At 69.5% G+C, this 17741-nt stretch carries 16 protein-coding genes; 5 read left to right on the top strand and 11 right to left on the bottom strand.

Features of this window, described 5'->3' with window-relative positions:
• The first annotated feature begins 45 nt into the window (after positions 1–45).
• Complete coding sequence (locus LVJ59_RS11740; protein ID WP_232763192.1) at positions 46–612, top strand: hypothetical protein; 567 nt, start codon at positions 46–48, stop codon at positions 610–612.
• 74 nt (positions 613–686) lie between these two features.
• On the opposite strand, the gene LVJ59_RS11735 is transcribed toward LVJ59_RS11740, so the two are convergent.
• Both LVJ59_RS11735 and LVJ59_RS11730 read right to left on the bottom strand, forming a co-directional pair.
• The gene (locus tag LVJ59_RS11735; RefSeq protein WP_232763191.1) at positions 687–1916 is read right to left on the bottom strand and encodes a glycosyltransferase; all 1230 of its coding nucleotides are present in this window, start codon (positions 1914–1916) and stop codon (positions 687–689) included.
• 5 nt (positions 1917–1921) lie between these two features.
• Complete coding sequence (locus tag LVJ59_RS11730; protein ID WP_131494462.1) at positions 1922–3154, bottom strand: glycosyltransferase; 1233 nt, start codon at positions 3152–3154, stop codon at positions 1922–1924.
• A gap of 125 nt (positions 3155–3279) precedes the next feature.
• Here LVJ59_RS11730 and LVJ59_RS11725 point away from each other — a divergent pair, with 125 nt between their 5' ends.
• On the top strand, positions 3280–3867 hold the full coding sequence (locus tag LVJ59_RS11725) for a hypothetical protein (RefSeq protein WP_131494463.1): 588 nt from the start codon (positions 3280–3282) through the stop codon (positions 3865–3867).
• On the opposite strand, the gene LVJ59_RS11720 is transcribed toward LVJ59_RS11725, so the two are convergent.
• The 6 genes from LVJ59_RS11720 to LVJ59_RS11695 form a co-directional block, all read right to left on the bottom strand.
• On the bottom strand, positions 3835–5553 hold the full coding sequence (locus tag LVJ59_RS11720; protein WP_232763190.1) for an amidohydrolase: 1719 nt from the start codon (positions 5551–5553) through the stop codon (positions 3835–3837). The two genes, LVJ59_RS11725 and LVJ59_RS11720, sit on opposite strands and share 33 nt — an antisense overlap.
• 2 nt (positions 5554–5555) lie before the next feature.
• Positions 5556–6401: an ABC transporter permease gene (locus LVJ59_RS11715; RefSeq protein WP_047523802.1), complete on the bottom strand. Its 846-nt coding sequence runs from the start codon at positions 6399–6401 to the stop codon at positions 5556–5558.
• The gene (locus tag LVJ59_RS11710) at positions 6398–7282 is read right to left on the bottom strand and encodes an ABC transporter permease (RefSeq protein WP_232763189.1); all 885 of its coding nucleotides are present in this window, start codon (positions 7280–7282) and stop codon (positions 6398–6400) included. The genes LVJ59_RS11715 and LVJ59_RS11710 overlap by 4 nt, the downstream gene beginning before the upstream one ends.
• Positions 7275–8453: a spermidine/putrescine ABC transporter substrate-binding protein gene (locus LVJ59_RS11705; protein ID WP_131494466.1), complete on the bottom strand. Its 1179-nt coding sequence runs from the start codon at positions 8451–8453 to the stop codon at positions 7275–7277. The genes LVJ59_RS11710 and LVJ59_RS11705 overlap by 8 nt, the downstream gene beginning before the upstream one ends.
• Positions 8450–9610, bottom strand: a complete 1161-nt coding sequence (locus LVJ59_RS11700; protein ID WP_232763188.1) for an ABC transporter ATP-binding protein — start codon at positions 9608–9610, stop codon at positions 8450–8452. The genes LVJ59_RS11705 and LVJ59_RS11700 overlap by 4 nt, the downstream gene beginning before the upstream one ends.
• Before the next feature lie 148 nt (positions 9611–9758).
• A complete protein-coding gene (locus LVJ59_RS11695; protein ID WP_017202671.1) occupies positions 9759–10031 on the bottom strand; it encodes a metal-sensitive transcriptional regulator in 273 nt (90 codons plus the stop codon).
• A gap of 69 nt (positions 10032–10100) precedes the next feature.
• Between LVJ59_RS11695 and LVJ59_RS11690 the strand changes: the two genes are divergently transcribed.
• A complete protein-coding gene (locus LVJ59_RS11690) occupies positions 10101–11378 on the top strand; it encodes a DUF445 domain-containing protein (RefSeq protein WP_232763187.1) in 1278 nt (425 codons plus the stop codon).
• Between the two features lie 2 nt (positions 11379–11380).
• The gene (locus tag LVJ59_RS11685) at positions 11381–12313 is read left to right on the top strand and encodes an agmatinase family protein (protein ID WP_232763186.1); all 933 of its coding nucleotides are present in this window, start codon (positions 11381–11383) and stop codon (positions 12311–12313) included.
• Between the two features lie 115 nt (positions 12314–12428).
• Here LVJ59_RS11685 and hutI read toward each other — a convergent pair whose 3' ends face one another.
• From hutI to hutH, 3 genes are read right to left on the bottom strand one after another with little or no spacing between them, the layout of a single operon-like run.
• Entirely contained in the window at positions 12429–13604 is a 1176-nt protein-coding gene (gene hutI / locus LVJ59_RS11680) for an imidazolonepropionase (protein ID WP_232763185.1), read from the bottom strand.
• Between the two features lie 12 nt (positions 13605–13616).
• Positions 13617–15281 carry a urocanate hydratase gene (gene hutU, locus LVJ59_RS11675; RefSeq protein WP_232763184.1) on the bottom strand — a complete coding sequence of 555 codons (1665 nt, stop codon included), beginning with the start codon at positions 15279–15281 and terminating at the stop codon, positions 13617–13619.
• Positions 15274–16815, bottom strand: a complete 1542-nt coding sequence (gene hutH / locus LVJ59_RS11670; RefSeq protein ID WP_232763183.1) for a histidine ammonia-lyase — start codon at positions 16813–16815, stop codon at positions 15274–15276. The genes hutU and hutH overlap by 8 nt, the downstream gene beginning before the upstream one ends.
• Positions 16816–16867: 52 nt before the next feature.
• Between hutH and LVJ59_RS11665 the strand changes: the two genes are divergently transcribed.
• Positions 16868–17641 carry an IclR family transcriptional regulator gene (locus tag LVJ59_RS11665; protein WP_374199074.1) on the top strand — a complete coding sequence of 258 codons (774 nt, stop codon included), beginning with the start codon at positions 16868–16870 and terminating at the stop codon, positions 17639–17641.
• The last annotated feature ends 100 nt before the right edge of the window (positions 17642–17741 follow it).

Genomic DNA, 17741 nt, shown 5'->3' with positions numbered 1-17741 from the left:
CGAGGCGCGGCGTGCATCCGGCACCCCACGGCTACGCTCGACCTCATGAGCGAGCCCGTGCAGCCTCCCGTCCCGCCTTCCGGACACGACCTCCCGGCCGCTCCGGCGGCACCGCCGCCAGCCGCCACGCCTCTGCCCGCCGCACCTCAGTATCCCGCCGCGGCGCAGGGATACCCGAGCGCTCCTCCGTATCCGACAGCACCGCAGGCGGCCGCCCCGCCACAGGCGTATCCGACGGCGAACCCGGCTCCCCAGGCCTATCCGCTGGCCTCTTCCGGCGCACCGGCGCCCGTCCGCGAGAGCAATCCGCTCGCACGCGCGGCTTTCATCATCGCCGTGGCCACCTTCGCGATCAATCTGTTCGGATCCATCGTGCGGCCGTTCGTCTACAGCGGTGGCGGCGTCGGCGGATACGAGTTCATGCTCGCCTTCGACAACGGGATCGGCATCCTGAGCTTCTTCGTCTACGTCGTGGCGCTGATCCTGGGTCTGATCGCGATGCGCCGCGCCGGGTCGAGACTGCTCACCGGCATGGCGATCGGCATCGCGGGAGTCGGCGCCATCGGGTTCGTCTTCACCAGCATCGCCATCACGCTGCTCCAGTTCATCTGAGAGCGGATGGCGTCTCCTCTGAGAGCGGATGGCGTCTCCCCGTCACCTCGACGCGTGCTCGGGATCGCGAGCTCTCAGGACCTCGCGAGCACCCGCTCGTAGACGGCGATCATGGCGGCCGTGCGCGAGGACTGCCGGAACGCCTCGGCGACCTCGGGGACCGGAACGGGGGCGGTGCCGCCCGCGATGTCGGAGGCGGCCCGCCGCAGGGTTTCCGCGAGTGCGGTGGCCCTCTGCACCTCGAGGTCCCGGCTCGACGCCGCAGGGTCCGCATCCGGTACCGCCCAGAGTCCGCCGCCGAGTTCCGCGCCGATGTCGGGGTCGCAGATCACGGAGGGCGTGCCGAGCGTGGCCGCCTCGAAGGGGGTCATCCCCTGGGTCTCGAAGCCGATCGACGTCTGCACGAGCGCGTCGGCGGCGGCGATCCGCTCCAGCGTCTGCGCGTAGGTCAGCCGTCCGGCGAATCGCACGCCGTCGACCCCGCGGACGACCTTCTCGGCGGCCGCACGCTGAGCGCCGCCACCGATGATCTCCAGGTCCGCATCGACGCCCGAAGCGACGAAGGCCTCCAGGAACGGGAGCAGGCGCTTCTCCGGACTCATCCGTCCGAGCCACACGAATCGCGGCCGTCCCGGTTCCCGAGTCGCGGGACGCGCGGCAAGCGTCTGCGCGCGGAGGTCGTCGTCGATGCCGTTCCAGATCACGTCGACCTGCGGGAAGACGTCGTGCTGTTCCAGGCGCCGGGCGAAGTGGGTCGACGGCGCGGTCACGGCCGATGCCCCGGCAGCGAGTCCGCGCAGGAACGCCCACCCGTCCCGCCCGCGCACGGGTCGCCCGATGCCGCGCATCGCGATGCCTCGCCACGTGTTCAGCACCGCGAGCACGGGCCGGTGCAGCGGGGTGACCGCGGCGATCCCGACGTCCACGCGGTTGTGCATGGTGTGCACGACGGGGAGTCCGTGCCGCTGCGCGTAGCGATGCCCGATGAACGCACCCCAGAAGTCGGCCTGCACGTGCACCAGGTCGACGGGGGGACGGCGGGTCATCGCCCGGTCGAGGAAGCGGTCCGTCGCCCGGCCCGGCCAGCTCATCGAGTACTCGCGATCGACCGTGATCGGCATCGACGGCAGATCGACGAAGGCGCCGCCGTGAGAGCCGGATGACGCCCGCGAGCCATGCATCTTCGGCGCGACGACCGTGACGGTGTGCCCGGCTCGTTCGAGGAACTCGCGCTGAAGCCGCATCGACACCTGGGCCCCGCCGAGGGAGTCGAGGTGCTGATCGCCGAAGAAGACGATGTGCATGGCCGCTACTCCGGCAGCGGCTCGTCGCGGTACAGCGCCTCGAAGGTGTCGAGGGTGCGGTTGATGTCGTGGATCGCGACGCCGTCGAGCGAGGCCCGCTGCATCCGCTCGTACTCCGCAGGCTCCGCCGTGAGCACGTCGGTCAGACGCGCGGCGAGCTCGTCGACGTTCCCGGGCTCGAACAGGTAGCCGTTCTCGCCGTCGTGCACGAGGTGCGGGAGGGCCACGGCGTCCGCGGCGACGACCGGCAGGGCCGAGGCCATCGCCTCCATCGTCGCGATGGACTGGAGCTCCGCGATCGAGGCGATCACGAACAGGCTGGCACGGGACAGCAGGGCCCGGAGCTCCTCATCGCTCGTGCGCCCGTGGAAAGTCACTCGATCGGCGAGTCCGAGCTGAGCGGTCAGGTGCTCCAGCTGCTTGCGCTGGTCGCCGCCGCCGACGATGTCGAAGGTCGTGTCGAGCGCGGGGTCGAGCTTCGTCATCGCCTTGAGGATGACCTCGACCTGCTTCTCGGCCGTGAGCCTGCCGACGAAGATGATCCGGTTCTCGTCGCGCGGGGCGAGGACAGGCGTGTACTGGGTGCGATCGATACCGCAGCTGACCGGGATCACGCCCTTCACCTCGACCGTCTTCTCGAGGAAGTCGGCGGCACGGCGGGTGGGTGTGGTGATCGCACGGGTCTTGTCGAACGTGCGCTTGGCGTCCGCCCACGCGAACTTCAGCACGAGGTCGTCGATGAACTTCGGCATGGTGGTGTGGTCGAGGATGTTCTCGGCCATGACGTGGTTGGTCGCGATGACCGGGATGCCGCGCTCGTTCGCGATGTACGCGAGTCCGCGCCCGATCACGATGTGCGACTGGATGTGCACGACATCCGGCTGCACCTGATCCAGGACCTTGCGGGCATAGTGCTTCGATCGCCACGGCCACACGAACCGCAGCCAGTCGTGCGGCGCCCAGCGCACCGACGGCAACCGGTGCAGGGTCATCGGCTCGCCCTCGATGACCTCGGTGTGCGGCTGGGCACGGCGATACGCCTGGTTGGGCGCCACGACGTGCACGTCGTGGCCGCGCTGCACGAGGCCGGCGGCGAGGCGCTCGGCGAAACGGGCGGCGCCGTTGATGTCGGGCGCGAACGTGTCGCAGCCGATCACGATCTTCAACGGTCGGGGCGCGGATTCGGCGGCGGGGCCGCGCGACGGATCGGTCGGATCGTCGGAGGAGGTCACAGACATGCTGCCTTACGATGTGGCGGCCAAGGAGGAGCCCTGGTCGGGCGCTGGCCACTCTACCCGAGCGCCCTGATCCCACGGCCGAGGCATACCGGCATCCCCTCAGCCTCAGCCGTTAGCGTGGGAGCATGCGACTGACTGCCGAGGCCGATCCCCAGCTGTGGATTCCCGTGACGGACTCGCTCGGATGGAAGGGACGCCGGCACCGGAAGGCGGCGATCCGGATGCTGCTCGGCCAGGTCAACGCCGCCGTCGGTGCGACCGAGCGCCCCGGCTCGAGGTTCGGTGCCTGGGCGATGAGCCAGGCGGCACCGATGCTGATGAAGCGGGCCGACGGGCGCGTGCTGGTGTGGACGTGGAAGGCGGAGCCGGAACTGGTCGTGGCGATGGCGACGGCGCAGGTACTGACACCGGAGGTCCGCATCGCCCGTGCCTCGATGCCGATGGACTACGACGACACCGAGTCTTTTCCGAGCCGACTCGGCGTGGGCGAGAAGCTCCTCGTGCCGATGCCGCCGTCTCCCGCGTCTCCCCCGTTCGCCACCTACACCTGGGACACCGGGACGCATCTGGTCACGCTCACGGCGGTGTGCAGCGACAAGGAGCGGTTCGGCACGCTGACCGGCGCGCTCGACGACCTGGCCCGCAGCCTCCGCATCGCCGACGACCTCACGGGCGGCGAATCACCCGAGGTCCTGCGTCTCGATCCCGCCTGACCGACCGCGGGAGTCCCCCGCGGTCCCGTCGGCCGCGTCGTACACCCGCACGCCTTCGACCCAGGTGCCGCGAACCTCGGTGAGCCCGATCTCCTCGACGGGGTGCTCGAACGGGTCGCGGTCGAGCAGGGCGAGGTCCGCCTGCATCCCCACCGCGATCGTGCCGGTGTCGTCGAGGTGGTTCACGTACGCGGATCCCGAGGTGTACGCGGCGAGCGCGGTGCCGAGGTCGATCGCCTGCTCCAACAGGAACGGCGGATAGTCCCCCTCCCACTCGGTCGGAGCCGACCGGCGGTTCACGGCCACGTGCATCGCGGCGAGCGGATTCGGGGTGCTCACCGACCAGTCGCTGCCCGCGGCGAGCACGGCTCCCGAGCGCAGCAGATCGCCGAAGGGGTACTGCCAGGCGCTGCGCGTGTCCCCGAGGAAGGGGATCGTGAGGTCGACCATCTGCGGCTCCAGTGTGGCCCACAGCATCTGTATGTTCGCCGTCACGTCGAGCGCACGGAACCGGGGGACGTCGTCCGGGTGCACGACCTGGATGTGGGAGATGTGGTGCCGGTTCCCGCGCGGACCGTTGTGCAGGAGGGCGGCTTCGACCGCGTCGAGGCACTCGCGCACGGCACGGTCGCCGATGGCGTGGAAGTGCAGCGTGAACCCGAGGGCATCGAGCCGGGTCGCCGCTTCCTTGAGCAGTTCCGGCTCGACGAACGAGATGCCGGAGTCCTCACGCGGATGCCCGTGGCCGTCGCAATAGGGTTCGAGCATCGCGGCGGTGAAGTTCTCGGCCACACCGTCCTGCATGATCTTCACGCTGCGGGCACGGAAGCGACCGATCGAGCTGGCAGCGCGCCGTTCGACGATGTCCTCGATCTGCTCCAGGCCGCGCGAGCGGTCCCACCACAGGGCGCCCACAACCCGACCGGTGAGTTCTCCGGTGGCTGCCGCGGCACGGTACGCGGGCAACGGGTCACCCGCGTCGCCGTACTCCGTGCCGACGATCGCGTCCTGCCAGGCGGTGACGCCGAAGGAGTGCAGGTACCGCTGCCCCTGCACGAGCGCCTCCACCAGACGCTCGACCGGCTCGGCCGGGAGCAGTCGGTTCACCAGGCCCATCGCTCCCTCGTGCAGGGTTCCGCTCGGGGCACCGCCCGCGTCGCGTTCGATGCGTCCGTCCGCGGGATCCGGGGTCTCCGCGGTGATCCCGGCGAGCGCGAGCGCCCGCGAGTTCACCCAGGCACCGTGCCCATCGCGATTGGGGAGGAAGGCGGGGCGATCGGGCACGACCGCGTCCAGATCCGCGGCCGTCGGCGTACCTCCGGGAAAGGCCGACATCTGCCAGCCACCGCCCAGGATCCATTCGTCGTCGGGGTGCTCCGCGGCGTACTCCGCGATCCGCGCCAGATACTGCTCACGCGTCGCGAGGCCCGAGAGGTCGCACCGGAGCATGTCCAGTCCGCCCCACACCGGGTGCACATGCGCGTCCTGGAACCCGGGCACGAGGAGCCCACCGGCCAGATCGACGACCTCGGTGTCCGGGCCGATCATCTCCGACAGGTCGTGGCCGATCGCACTGATGCGGCCATCGGTGACCGCGACGGCGCGGGCGGTGGAGCGCGCTGCATCGGAGAGGAACGCCCTCCCGCCGCGGAAACCACCGGTGAAGACGAGGTCTGCCGCTGCCATGCTCAGCCTCCCGCCATCGTGCGGGCGATCTCGGTCGCCGAGTCACCGGCACGCTTGAGCACCACCGCCACCAGCGCCAGAGCGAGGAGGGTGAGCACGAGCATGATGGTCGACACCGCCGCGATCTCAGGACGGAGTCCGCTACGCAGTGCACTGAGCACGTACACCGGCCACGGTGTCGTGCCGGACACCTGCACGAACGCCGACACGACCGTGTTGTCGAGGCTCAACGTGAACGAGAGCAGGAACCCGGCGAGCACGGCCGGCATCGCCAGCGGCAGCGTGATCTTCAGGAAGGTCCGCACCGGCGGGGCGTACAGGTCGGCGGAGGCCTCTTCCAGGCGGGCGTCGAGTCCGACCAGTCGCGCCCGGACGATGTACGACACGATCGCGATCGAGAACAGCGACTGCCCGACCACGAGCCTCATCGTTCCGTCGTTGAAGATCCCGATCCCGGCGTCCTGGCCGAGGAAGACCAGCCAGGGCAGCAGCGCGACGGCATCCACGATCTCCGGGGTGACCGAGACGAGCAGCAGGAGCCCGAGGAACCACCACACCCACTTGCCGGGGTTGCGGGCCATCGCGATGCCGGCCAGGGTTCCGAGCGCGGTCGCGAGCAGGGCGGCCAGCAGGCCGGTGCGCACCGACACCAGCACCGCGTCGCGGATCGCCGGCTTGTTGACGATCGCGAGGAACGAGTCGAAGCCGAAGTGGTCCCACGAGACCAGCAGACGGCCGACGTTGAACGAGTAGACGATGATCACCAGGATCGGCAGGAAGAGGAACAGGAAGACGAGTCCTGCCCAGATCGGCAGCAAGAGACGTGCTGCTCCACGACGTGAACTCATGAGCCCTCCCCCAGGACGAGTCGGTTGCGTTGTCTGAGTGGCAGTGTCACGAGCCAGAGGAGCCCGGCCGCGACGGCGATCGAGATCATGATGACGATGATCAGCAGCACCGCCATCGCCGAACCCAACGCCCAGTTCTGCGCGGTCTGGAACTGACTCGCCACGACCTGCCCGATCATGTTGCCCTTCGCGCCACCGAGCACGGTCGCGGTGATGTAGTCACCCATGAGCGGGATGTACACGAGCAGCACACCCGCGATGATGCCGGGTCGGGCCAGGGGCACGGTCACCCGGAGGAAGGTCGTCGCGCTGTTCGCGCCCAGGTCCTTGCTCGCCTCGCGCAGCGGACCCGACACGCGGTCGAACGCGACGAACAGCGGGAGGATCATGAGCGGCAGGTAGTTGTAGACCACGCCGAGCAGCACCGCACCCCGCGAATACAGCAGATCGAGGGGACCCGGGATCACACCGATGCCCTGGAGCAACTGCGACAGCCAGCCCTCCGGAGCGAGGATCACCTGCCAGCCGATCGTGCGCACCAGGAAGTTCGTCCAGAACGGCACCATGACGAGGGCCAGCAGCAGTCCGCGCTTCGACGGCGGCGCCTTCACGGCGATCCAGTACGCGACCGGAGCCCCGATCACCAGGCACAGCAGCGTACCGAGGATGCCGATCCACAGGGTGTTCAGGAAGGTGCTGAAGAACGTGGGCGAGAGGGCCTCGAGGTAGCGGTCGAAGGAGAGGTGGTCGAGGGCGTGGGTGGCGAAGATGCTCGGCTTGTAGCCGAAGCTGAAGACGATGACCATGCCGATGGGGGCGACGAAGAAGACCAGCAGCCACACCCAGGCGGGGATCGCGAGACCGAACTTGAGCTTAGGCACCGGCGGCCGCCTTCATCGAGTTCCAGATCGCGACGACCCGGTCCTGAGCGTCCGTCAGCTTGCCCTCATGCATGGTCTGCACCTGCTCCTCGTCGAAGAACACCATGTCGAGCCGTTCCAGACCTGCGGCCTCCGCGGCTTCGCGGACGCCGGAGATGCCCGTGTCATAGCCGATGTAGTCGACCTGCGCGAGCTGCACATCGGGCTGCAGGACGAAGTTGATGAACGCGTGCGCCGCCTCGGGGTGCGGCGCGCCCGCGGCGATCGCCCAGTTGTCCATCCACAGTTCGGTGGCCGGACTCCCGAGCACCCATTGCCAGCGGTCGGGATCGTCGGACTCGAAGATGCCCAGGCGCGCGTCACCGTTGTAGGACTGCAGCAGAGCGTGCGACGCCTGCGGGATCGACGAGCCCCCCGGGTAGGAGTCGAACGCCGAGATGTGCGGCGCGAGATCCTTCACCAGGAAGTCCTCGACCGCGTCCAGGTCGTCGGGGTCGGTCGTCGTCCAGTCGATGCCGTTCGCCCAGAAGTAGATGCCGAGCAACGGCGCCGGGTCATCCAGCACCGAGGTGGAACCGGACGCCTCGTTCTGCGCGGCGTCGATGAAGTCGTTCCAGGTGGTCAGCTCCCGCGAGATCACCCGCTTGTCGTAGACGAACCCGGTGGTCCCCCAGGCCTTGCACACCGAGTACTCGTTGCCCGGATCCCAGGCGCGCCCGCGGAACTCCGGGGCGACGTGCTTCATGTTCGGCAGCAGGTCGAGGTTGAACTTCTGCAGCAGCCCGTTCTCGGCCATCGGCCCCACGAAGACTCCGGTCGGCACGACGATGTCATACCCCGACGTGCCTCGGGCCGCGACCAGCTTGGCGATCAGCTCCTCGTTCGAGTTGAAGGCGTCGAGCACGATCCGCGGACCGTTCTCGGCCGTGAACTGCTCGAGCACCTCCGGCGCGTCGTAATCGCCCCAGCTGTAGATGGAGAGCTTGTCCTCCAGCGGTCCGCCCTTGGCGTGTACCGCTGCGGCGTTCTGGCCGGGGGCGCAGGCGGTGAGCACGACGGCTCCGCCCGCCAGCAGCGCGGTGGCGAGGAACCCGCGACGGGAGAGTTCGGTGCGGATCACCCGGGCGGCGCTCCGGTGCGCGAGCACGCGGACCGGAGGAGCGCCCGTCACCGGCCTCCCTCCTTGGGAAGCGCGATCACGTGCGTGGCGGTGGTCGGGATGCCGTCGGCGGCGAAGAGTCGCACGTCCGCGGGATCCCACACGCAACGCACCTCCTCGTCGACCCCGACGCGCGGCGCGGTGGGCGCCGGCATCCTCGAGAGGAACGTCGCGTCTTCGCCGACGCGCACGGCGACCTGCATGGTCTCGCCGAGATGCGAGACACCGAGCACACGACCGCGCGCGCCCGTGCCTTCCCCCTGCTCGAGCCGCACATACTCCGGGCGGATCGCGGCGACGGCGGGCTGCCCGCCAGCGACCCGCTCCCCGCCCCAGCGCCCGGAGATCGCACCGATCGCGGTGTCGACGGCATCTCCGTCGGAACGGACGGTGCCGTGCACGAAGTTCTGCTGGCCGATGAACGAGGCAACATACGCGGATGCCGGTTCCGCGTAGATCGCCGCCGGCTCGTCGAGCTGCTCGATCCGGCCCGCGCGCATCACGGCGATCCGGTCGCTCATCGACAGCGCCTCGGCCTGATCGTGCGTGACGAAGACGAACGTGGTGCCGAGTCGCGCCTGCAGGAGCTTCAGCTCGAGCTGCATCTCCTCGCGCAGCTGCCGGTCGAGGGCGGCGAGCGGCTCATCGAGCAGGAGCACGCTGGGGCGGTTGATGAGGGCTCGCGAGAGGGCGATGCGCTGCTGCTGACCGCCCGACAACTGGGTGGGCTTGCGATCGGCGAAGCTGCGCAGCTGCACCATGTCGAGCGCCTCGCTCACCCGGGTCCGCTGCTCCGACTTGGGAACGCCTCGCTGCTGCAGCCCGTACGCCACGTTCTCCGCGACCGACAGGTGCGGGAACAGCGCGTAGGCCTGGAAGACCGTGTTCACCTCGCGTCGATACGGCGGCAGACTCAGCACGCTCCGGCCCGAGATGCTGATGTCACCGGCGTCCGGATACTCGAAGCCCGCGATCATGCGCAACGTCGTGGTCTTGCCGCAGCCCGAGGGCCCGAGCAGCGAGAGGAATTCCCCCGGCTGCACGTCGAGGGTCAGATCGTCGACCGCCACGGCGGTGCCGTAGCGCTTGGTGACGCGGTCGATGCGTACCGCACCAGTGGCTGTGGGTGTGTCGAGCGTCGCCGAAGACGCGGGCAGAGTGCCGGGCATGGAGCCTCCCCATTGAGAATCGCTTGCGGCGAGTCTGTCACAGGAAGGGCCTCAGGTATAGCGAAATCGGAAGTCTCTTGATCACTTCGCAACGGTATCCGTTGTGATTCTCGAAACCTGCGACCGATTAGCGCCTCGGGGCGATCTCCTACTTGCGGTCGAAGTCGAAGGCCTTGAGCAGTTCGAGGACGGCCTTGTCGCGCTCCTCGCCACCCTCATCGAACATGTGGGTGACGTGCGTGCGCAGGTGGTTCTCGAGCAGCAGCCGGTTCAGCGATTCGAGGGAGCGCTGGATCGCCCGGGACTGCGTGATGATGTCCATGCAGTACTCCTCGTTCTCGATCATCCGCGCGACACCGCGCATCTGCCCCTCGAGGATGCTGGTGCGGTGCAGAGCACGCTTCTTGATGTCTTCGATCACCCCTTGAGGGTACTCCGCCCGCTGCGAAGCGAGACCTCCCGCCCACGCCCACCGTGAAAGGATGACGTCATGCCGCGAACACCGATGACGCAGCTCTCGCCCTCCGACCAGGAGCGCCTCCGCGCGCTCCGGCGCATGAAGGCGGTCGCGCTCGGAGCGCTGCTGTTCATGGCCGTCGTGTTCGTGATCGCGTTCGCCTTCCAGCAGCGGGTCGGCTGGCTCGGCTATGTCCGCGCCGCCGCCGAGGGAGGGATGGTCGGTGCGCTCGCGGACTGGTTCGCCGTCACCGCGCTGTTCCGCCGCCCGCTCGGGCTGCCGATCCCCCACACCGCGATCATCCCCAACCGCAAGGACGAGATCGGCCGCACGCTCGGAGAGTTCGTCGAGACCAACTTCCTGGCCGGAGACGTCGTGCGCACCAAGCTGTCCAGCACGCACATCGCGCTGCGCGCCGGAGAGTGGCTGCGCGAGCCTCCGCATGCCGAGCGGGTGGGCGCCGAAGGAGCCACGATCGCGACCGCCGTCCTGGGCGCGCTGAGTGACGACGACGTGCGCGACCTCATCACCGATCTCGCCCGCGAGCACCTGGTGGCTCCGGAGTGGGGTCCGCCGGCCGGCGCATGGCTCGAGAAGATCGTCGATGCGGGGGCCCACCACGGCGCGGTCGACCTCGCCGCCGACAGCATCGCGCGGTGGCTCGACGCGAACGCCGCATCGTTCACCGGACTCGTCTCTCGGCGTCTCCCCGGCTGGGTGCCGAAGCTGGCCCATCGCTTCGTCGACGACACGGTCTACCACGAGGCGGTCAAGTTCGTGCACGCGGTGCAGGCCGATCCGCATCACCCCGCGCGCATCGCGGTCGACGGCTACCTGACCCGCCTGGCGGACAACCTGCAGAACGATCCGGCCACGCGCGCCAAACTCGAGAACGCCAAGGCCTCGCTCTTCGACAGCCCGCGGGTCGGCGCTCTGGCGGCTGAAGCGTGGAACACCGCGAAGAACGGCCTGCTGACCGCTCTCGCCGACCCCGACAGCGGGCTGCGTCGTCGGGCGGTGCAGGCGCTGCAGGAAGTCGGCGAGCGCCTGACCACCGACGTCGCCCTGCAGCGCCGCGTCGACACCTGGGTATCTGACGCCGCCGTGTTCCTCGTCGACCGCTACCGGCACGACATCGCCTCGATCATCACCGATACCGTCGAACGCTGGGATCCCGCCGAGACGACCGAGAAGATCGAGCTCATGGTCGGCCGCGACCTGCAGTACATCCGCCTGAACGGCACCTTCGTCGGCGCCCTCGCGGGTCTCGCCATCTTCTCCCTCGCCCACGCCCTGATCCCCGGAGTCTGACCATGACGCCCACTTCCCGACCGTTGAGTCACGACCCGCTCTGGCCCCGCGCCGGCTCCTGGCCCGCTTTCACGGCTGCGGCCGATGCCGTGCTGCTCGGGGTGCCGACCTGGCGCACGTCACTCTCGCCGACCGGAGCCCACGCGACGCCGGCCGCCATCCGCGAAGCGCTTCCCCGCTACGGGACGACGCTGATGGGTCCGCCGGTGCTCGAACTCGACGAGGTTCTGCGCATCGCGGATGCCGGCGATGTGAGCGATCCGGACGGCGCGGACGGCGAGGCGAGGGTCATCTCCCGCGTGCGTGAACTCGCCGAGGCGACCAAGCTCGTGATCGCACTCGGCGGTGACAACTCACTCACGTATCCGGTCGCGCTCGGCGCCGAGGCCACGGGCCTCATCACGTTCGACGCGCACTTCGACCTGCGCGACGGCGTCTCCAACGGCACGCCGGTACGACGCCTCGTGGAAGACGTCCCGACCGCGTCCGCACTGACGACCACCCGGGTCGACCCGACCAGGATCGTCCAGATCGGCATCGCCGACTTCGCGAACTCCGCCGCCTATGCGCGGCGCGCGGCCGACTGGGGCATCCGCGTCGTCACGCTCGACGAGGTGCGCCGTCGCGGCATCGACGACGTCGTCGCCGAAGCGCTCGAGATCGCCGGTGCGGGGGCGGCCCCGCGTGTGCACCTCGACATCGACGTCGACGTCTGCGACCGGTCGGTCGCGCCCGGCTGCCCGGCGAGCGTCCCCGGTGGGCTCCACGCGTGGGAGCTGCGCGCCCTCACGCGTGCCGTCGCCGCGGATGGGCGCGTCGTCAGCGCCGACCTCGCCGAGGTCGACGCGACCACGGACGCGGAGGACGCCCGCACCGTCCGTCTGGCGGCGCTGTGCGTGCTCGAGCTGCTGGCCGGCCTCGCGTCCCGGCGATGAGGATCGTCGTCTCCGTTACGCCCGCGAGTGGCAAGAGCACTCTGATCGCGGACTTCCTCGCCGCGCGTCCGGAGTATCTGTCGCTCGGTGACCCGTTCATCGTGGAGTGACGGCGTCACCCCACCCGGTCGCCGTCCTTCCACACCTGCCGCACGAGCGGCACTCCCGGCCGGTACGCGAGGTGGATCCTGGTCGGTGCGTCCAACAGCACGAGATCGGCCCTGGCACCGGGGGCGATCACCCCGACGTCGCCCCGGCGGAGTGCCTTCGCTCCGCCGGCCGTCGCCGCCCACACGGCTTCCCCCGGGGTCATCCCCATGTCCCGGACGGCCACGGCGATGCAGAACGGCATCGACGAGGTGAAGCTCGACCCCGGGTTCGTGTCGCACGCCAGCGCCACGGTCACGCCCGCGTCGATCAGGCGCCGCGCGTCCGGATACGGCTGCCGCGTCGAGAACTCGACGCCCGGCAGCAGAGTGAGCACGGTGTCGGAGCCGGCGAGCGCTCCGACATCGGCATCCGTCAGATAGGTGCCGTGATCGATCGACGCCGCACCGAGCTCGACCGCCAGGCGAACGCCGTCGCCCGGGCCGAGCTGGCTCGCGTGCACCCGGGGCGCGAGTCCACGCGCGATGCCGGCCTCCAGCACCCGACGTGACTGCGCCACTGTGAAGGCTCCGGTCTCGCAGAACACGTCGATCCACTTCGCGTGTGGAGCGCAGGCATCGAGCATGGGCCCGGTGACCAGATCGACGTACTCGTCCGACCGCTCGGCATACTCGGCGGGGACCACATGCGCGCCGAGGAACGTCACCTCGGGCGTCACCTCGGCGGCCAGGCGCACCAGGCGCTCCTCGTCCACGACGCTCAACCCGTAGCCGCTCTTGATCTCGACGGTCGTCGTGCCCTGCGCGAGCATCTCGTCGAGGAAGCCGCGCAGACGTGCACGCAGCTCGTCCTCGGTCGCGGCGCGGGTGGCGGCCACGGTCGAGCGGATACCACCGGCGGCGTACTTCTGCCCTGCCATGCGGGCCTCGAACTCGGCCGCGCGGTCGCCGCCGAAGACCAGGTGGCTGTGACTGTCGACGAACCCGGGGATCACGGCGCGCCCACCGGCATCGATCACCTCCTCGGCCACGGGCGCATCCGCAGCGGCGCCCACCCAGGCGATCCGTTCGCCCTCGATCAGCACGGCCGCATCGGTCAGGGTTCCGGTACGGTCACCGGACCCGTCGCCGTGCAGGGCGACGTTGGTGGTCAGTTCCGCGATGTTCGTGAGGAGCGTTGCCATGTCCTGACCCTCTCAGAGCATCGGTATGTTCAGGCCACGCTCACGCGCGATCTCGCGGGCGTGCTCGTAGCCCGCATCGACGTGACGCATCACCCCGGTGCCGGGGTCGTTCGTCAGCACGCGCTCCAGCTTCTCCGCGGCGAGCGCAGTGCCGTCGGCGACGGTGACCTGACCGGCGTGGATCGAGCGGCCGATGCCGACGCCGCCCCCGTGATGCAGCGACACCCACGAGGCGCCGGAGGCCGTGTTGAGCAGCGCGTTCAGCAGAGGCCAGTCCGCGATCGCGTCCGAGCCGTCCTTCATCGCCTCGGTCTCCCGATACGGCGATGCCACCGACCCGGAGTCGAGGTGGTCGCGACCGATCACGATCGGCGCCGACAACTCACCCGAGGCCACCATCTCGTTGAACCTGAGTCCGGCGAGGTGACGCTCCTTGTAGCCGAGCCAGCAGATGCGGGCGGGCAGCCCCTCGAAGTGGACCTTCTCGCCGGCCTTCTCCAGCCAGCGGTGAAGGGCGGCATCGTCGGGGAAGAGCTCGGCAATCGCACGGTCGGTCTTGTAGATGTCCTCGGGATCGCCGGAGAGGGCCGCCCAGCGGAACGGTCCGCGTCCTTCCTCGAACTGCGGGCGGATGTATGCCGGCACGAACCCGGGGAACTCGAACGCCCGATCGAAGCCTCCGAGCTGAGCCTCGGCACGGATCGAGTTGCCGTAGTCGAACACGGCTGCACCGGCATCCTGGAATGCGACCATCGCCTCGACGTGCGCGGCCATCGACGCACGCGAACGGCGCGTGAAATCTTCGGGGTCGCGTTCCGCCTCGAACTTCCAGTCCGCCACGGTGATGCCGACCGGGAGGTAGGCGAGCGGATCGTGCGCGCTGGTCTGATCGGTCACGATGTCGATCGGAACGCCCCGACGCCGCAGCACGGGGAACACCTCGGCCGCGTTGCCGACCACTCCGACCGAGAGAGCTTCGCCCGACTCCTTGGCCGCGACCACTCGGGCGACGGCCGCATCGAGGTCGGTCGTGTACTCGTCGAGGTAGCCGTGCTCCACGCGCCGGGCGAGACGCGACTCGTCCACGTCGACGATCAGCACCGCGCCGTCGTTCAGGGTCACGGCGAGCGGCTGAGCGCCACCCATCCCGCCCGCGCCGCCCGTGAGGGTGAGCGTGCCACGCAGAGAGTCACGACCGAGGGAACGGGCCACGGCGGCGAACGTCTCGTAGGTCCCCTGCAGGATGCCCTGCGTGCCGATGTAGATCCACGATCCGGCCGTCATCTGTCCGTACATGATGAGCCCGAGTTCCTCGAGCTTGCGGAACTCCGGCCAGGTGGCCCAGTCCCCCACCAGGTTGGAGTTGGCGATCAGCACGCGCGGCGCCCACTCGTGGGTGCGGAAGACACCCACCGGCTTGCCCGACTGCACCAGCAGTGTCTCGTCCGGTTCGAGCTCGTCGAGGGTGCGCACGATCGCGTCGTATGCCTCCCAGCTGCGTGCCGCCTTTCCCGTGCCGCCGTAGACGACGAGGTCTTCGGGGTGCTCGGCGACCTCGGGATCGAGGTTGTTCATCAGCATGCGCTTGGCGGCCTCGGCACCCCAGCTCTTCGCCGTGCGCTGATTGCCCCGGGCGGCGCGGACGACGCGGGACCCAGTAGCGGTGGACTCAACCATGGACGTGCTCCTTTGCGATGCGGGCGACGGCGCCCGATTGGACGAGGGCGGTGACGGCCTCCATCTCCGGGGAGAGGAAGCGGTCGGGTCCGGGACCCGCTGCGACGGTGCGGACGAGATCGCGCACGGCGCCGGTCATCGGTCCGGCTTCCAATGGTGCCCGCAGGTCGAGAGCACGCGCGCCGGTGAGGATCTCGATGGCGAGCACCCGGCCGAGGCCGTCGATCGCGCGCCGCAGCTTGCGGGCGGCGGCCCATCCCATCGAGACGTGGTCCTCCTGCATGGCGGAGGACGGGATCGAGTCCACCGACGCCGGCACGGCCAGGCGCTTGAGCTCGGAGACGATACCGGCAGCCGCATACTGCGCGATCATCAGGCCGGAGTCGACACCGACCTCGTCCGCGAGGAAGGGGGGCAGACCGTGATTGCGGGCGGGGTCCAGGGCGCGGTCCGTGCGACGCTCGGAGACGGAAGCGACATCGGCGACCGAGATCGCGAGGAAGTCGAGGACGGCCGCGACCGGAGCACCGTGGAAGTTCCCGTTGGACTCGATGCGTCCGTCGACGGTGATCACGGGATTGTCGATCACGCTGGCGAGCTCGCGGTCGGCGATCATCGCGGCGTGGGCCATCGTGTCGCGCGCCGTGCCATGCACCTGGGGCGAGCACCGCAACGAGTACGCGTCCTGGACACGCCCGTCATCCGGCCCCTTGTGGCTGGCGACCATCGGCGAGTCCGCGAGGAACCGGCGCAGGTTGCCGGCCGACTCCGCCTGCCCCATCTGCGGTCGCAGAGCCATCAGGTCGGCAGCGAACACCGCGTCGGTCCCCAACTGGGACTCCACCGACATCGCCGCGGCGACATCGGCGGTGACGAGGAGCGTCTCGAGATCGTGCAGGGCCAGCACCAGCATGCCAAGCATGCCGTCCGTGCCGTTGATGAGGGCGAGCCCTTCCTTCTCGACGAGGGTCAGGGGCTCGATCCCGGCGCGTGCGAGGGCAGCGGAGGCCGGTACCAGCTGCCCGGCGGCATCACGTACCTCCCCCTCTCCCATCGCGGCGAGGGCGATGTGGGCCAAGGGGGCGAGATCGCCCGAGCAGCCGAGCGAGCCGTACTCGCGCACGACCGGCGTGATGCCGGAGTTCAAGAGCGCCGCGTAGGTCTCGACGACGATCGGCCGGACGCCCGTGCGCCCCGAGGCGAGGGTCTGCAGACGCAGGAGCTGAAGCCCGCGGACGACCTCGCGCTCGACCTCGGCGCCGGTGCCCGCGGCGTGGGAGCGGATCAGACTCGCCTGCAACTGGAAGCGCCGGTCCGGCGCGATGAAGGTGGTCGCGAGGGCACCGAAGCCTGTGGAGACGCCGTAGTGGGGATTCGGATCGGCAGCGAGACCGTCGATCACTCGACGGGTTTCAGCGACACGAGTGAGTGCATCCTGGAATATCGACACGGGAGCGTCGTGGCGGGCGACGGCGACGACGTCGGCAGGCGACAGTGGAGCCGCTCCGACAAGCACGGGGGCGAGTTCGATCATGACTCGATTCCACACCCGGTGGGGCCTGCGGGGCACCCATTCGTGCCATGCTGTGTCTGTGATCCCAGACAAGCCAGAGGCCGCGAAAGTCCCCGCCGCCGACCAGACGCTACGCATCCTGAGCTATCTCGCCGGACGCCCCGCCCCGGTGGCGGCGTCTGCAATCGCACGGGAGCTCGAGCTCCCCCGCTCGACCGTGTACCACCTGCTGTCCACGCTGGCGGCTCACGGCTTCGTGCTCCACCTGCAGGAGGAGCGCCGCTGGGGCCTCGGCACATCGGCGTTCGAGCTCGCCGGCGGGTACACCCGACAGCAGCCGCTCGCTCGGCGAGGCGCTCCCCTGGTCGCTGCGCTGTCCGACCGCCTGGGCGAGAGCGCCCACCTGGCCGTGATGAGCGGTGGGGACGTGCTGTACATCGTCGAGGAACGTGCGCCACGCCGCCCCGCACTGGTGACCGACGTCGGGGTCCGCCTTCCAGCGCACCTCACCGCGTCGGGCCGGGCCATGCTGGCGGCGCTGCCCCGCGAGCAGGTGCGGGCGCTCTACCCCGATACATCTGCGTTCCCGGTTCGCACGGGCCAGGGGCCACAGACACCACGCGAGCTGCGGGAGCTGTTGCGCGAGGTTCGAGCGCGGGGATACGCGACCGAGGACGGTGAGGTCGCGGTGGGTCTGCGCAGCGTCGGCGCAGCCGTCCTCGATGCCTCGGGATGGCCGGTCGCAGCCGTCGCCGTGACCTGGGGCATCGAAGAGTTGGACGAAGCTCTTCTGGCCAGGGCTGTGCAGGAGACCGCAGCCCTGCTGGAGTCTCGACTGAGACGGTGAGACTTAACGCAAAATGGCCACCCAGCGTTGGGTGGCCATTTTGTTTAAAAGGAGTCCGGCGGTGTCCTACTCTCCCACAGGGTCCCCCCTGCAGTACCAT

The organism is Microbacterium sp. KKR3/1, assembly GCF_021272365.1.
Classification (GTDB): Bacteria; Actinomycetota; Actinomycetes; order Actinomycetales; family Microbacteriaceae; genus Microbacterium; species Microbacterium aurugineum.
This window is presented reverse-complemented; position numbering and strand designations above follow the sequence as displayed.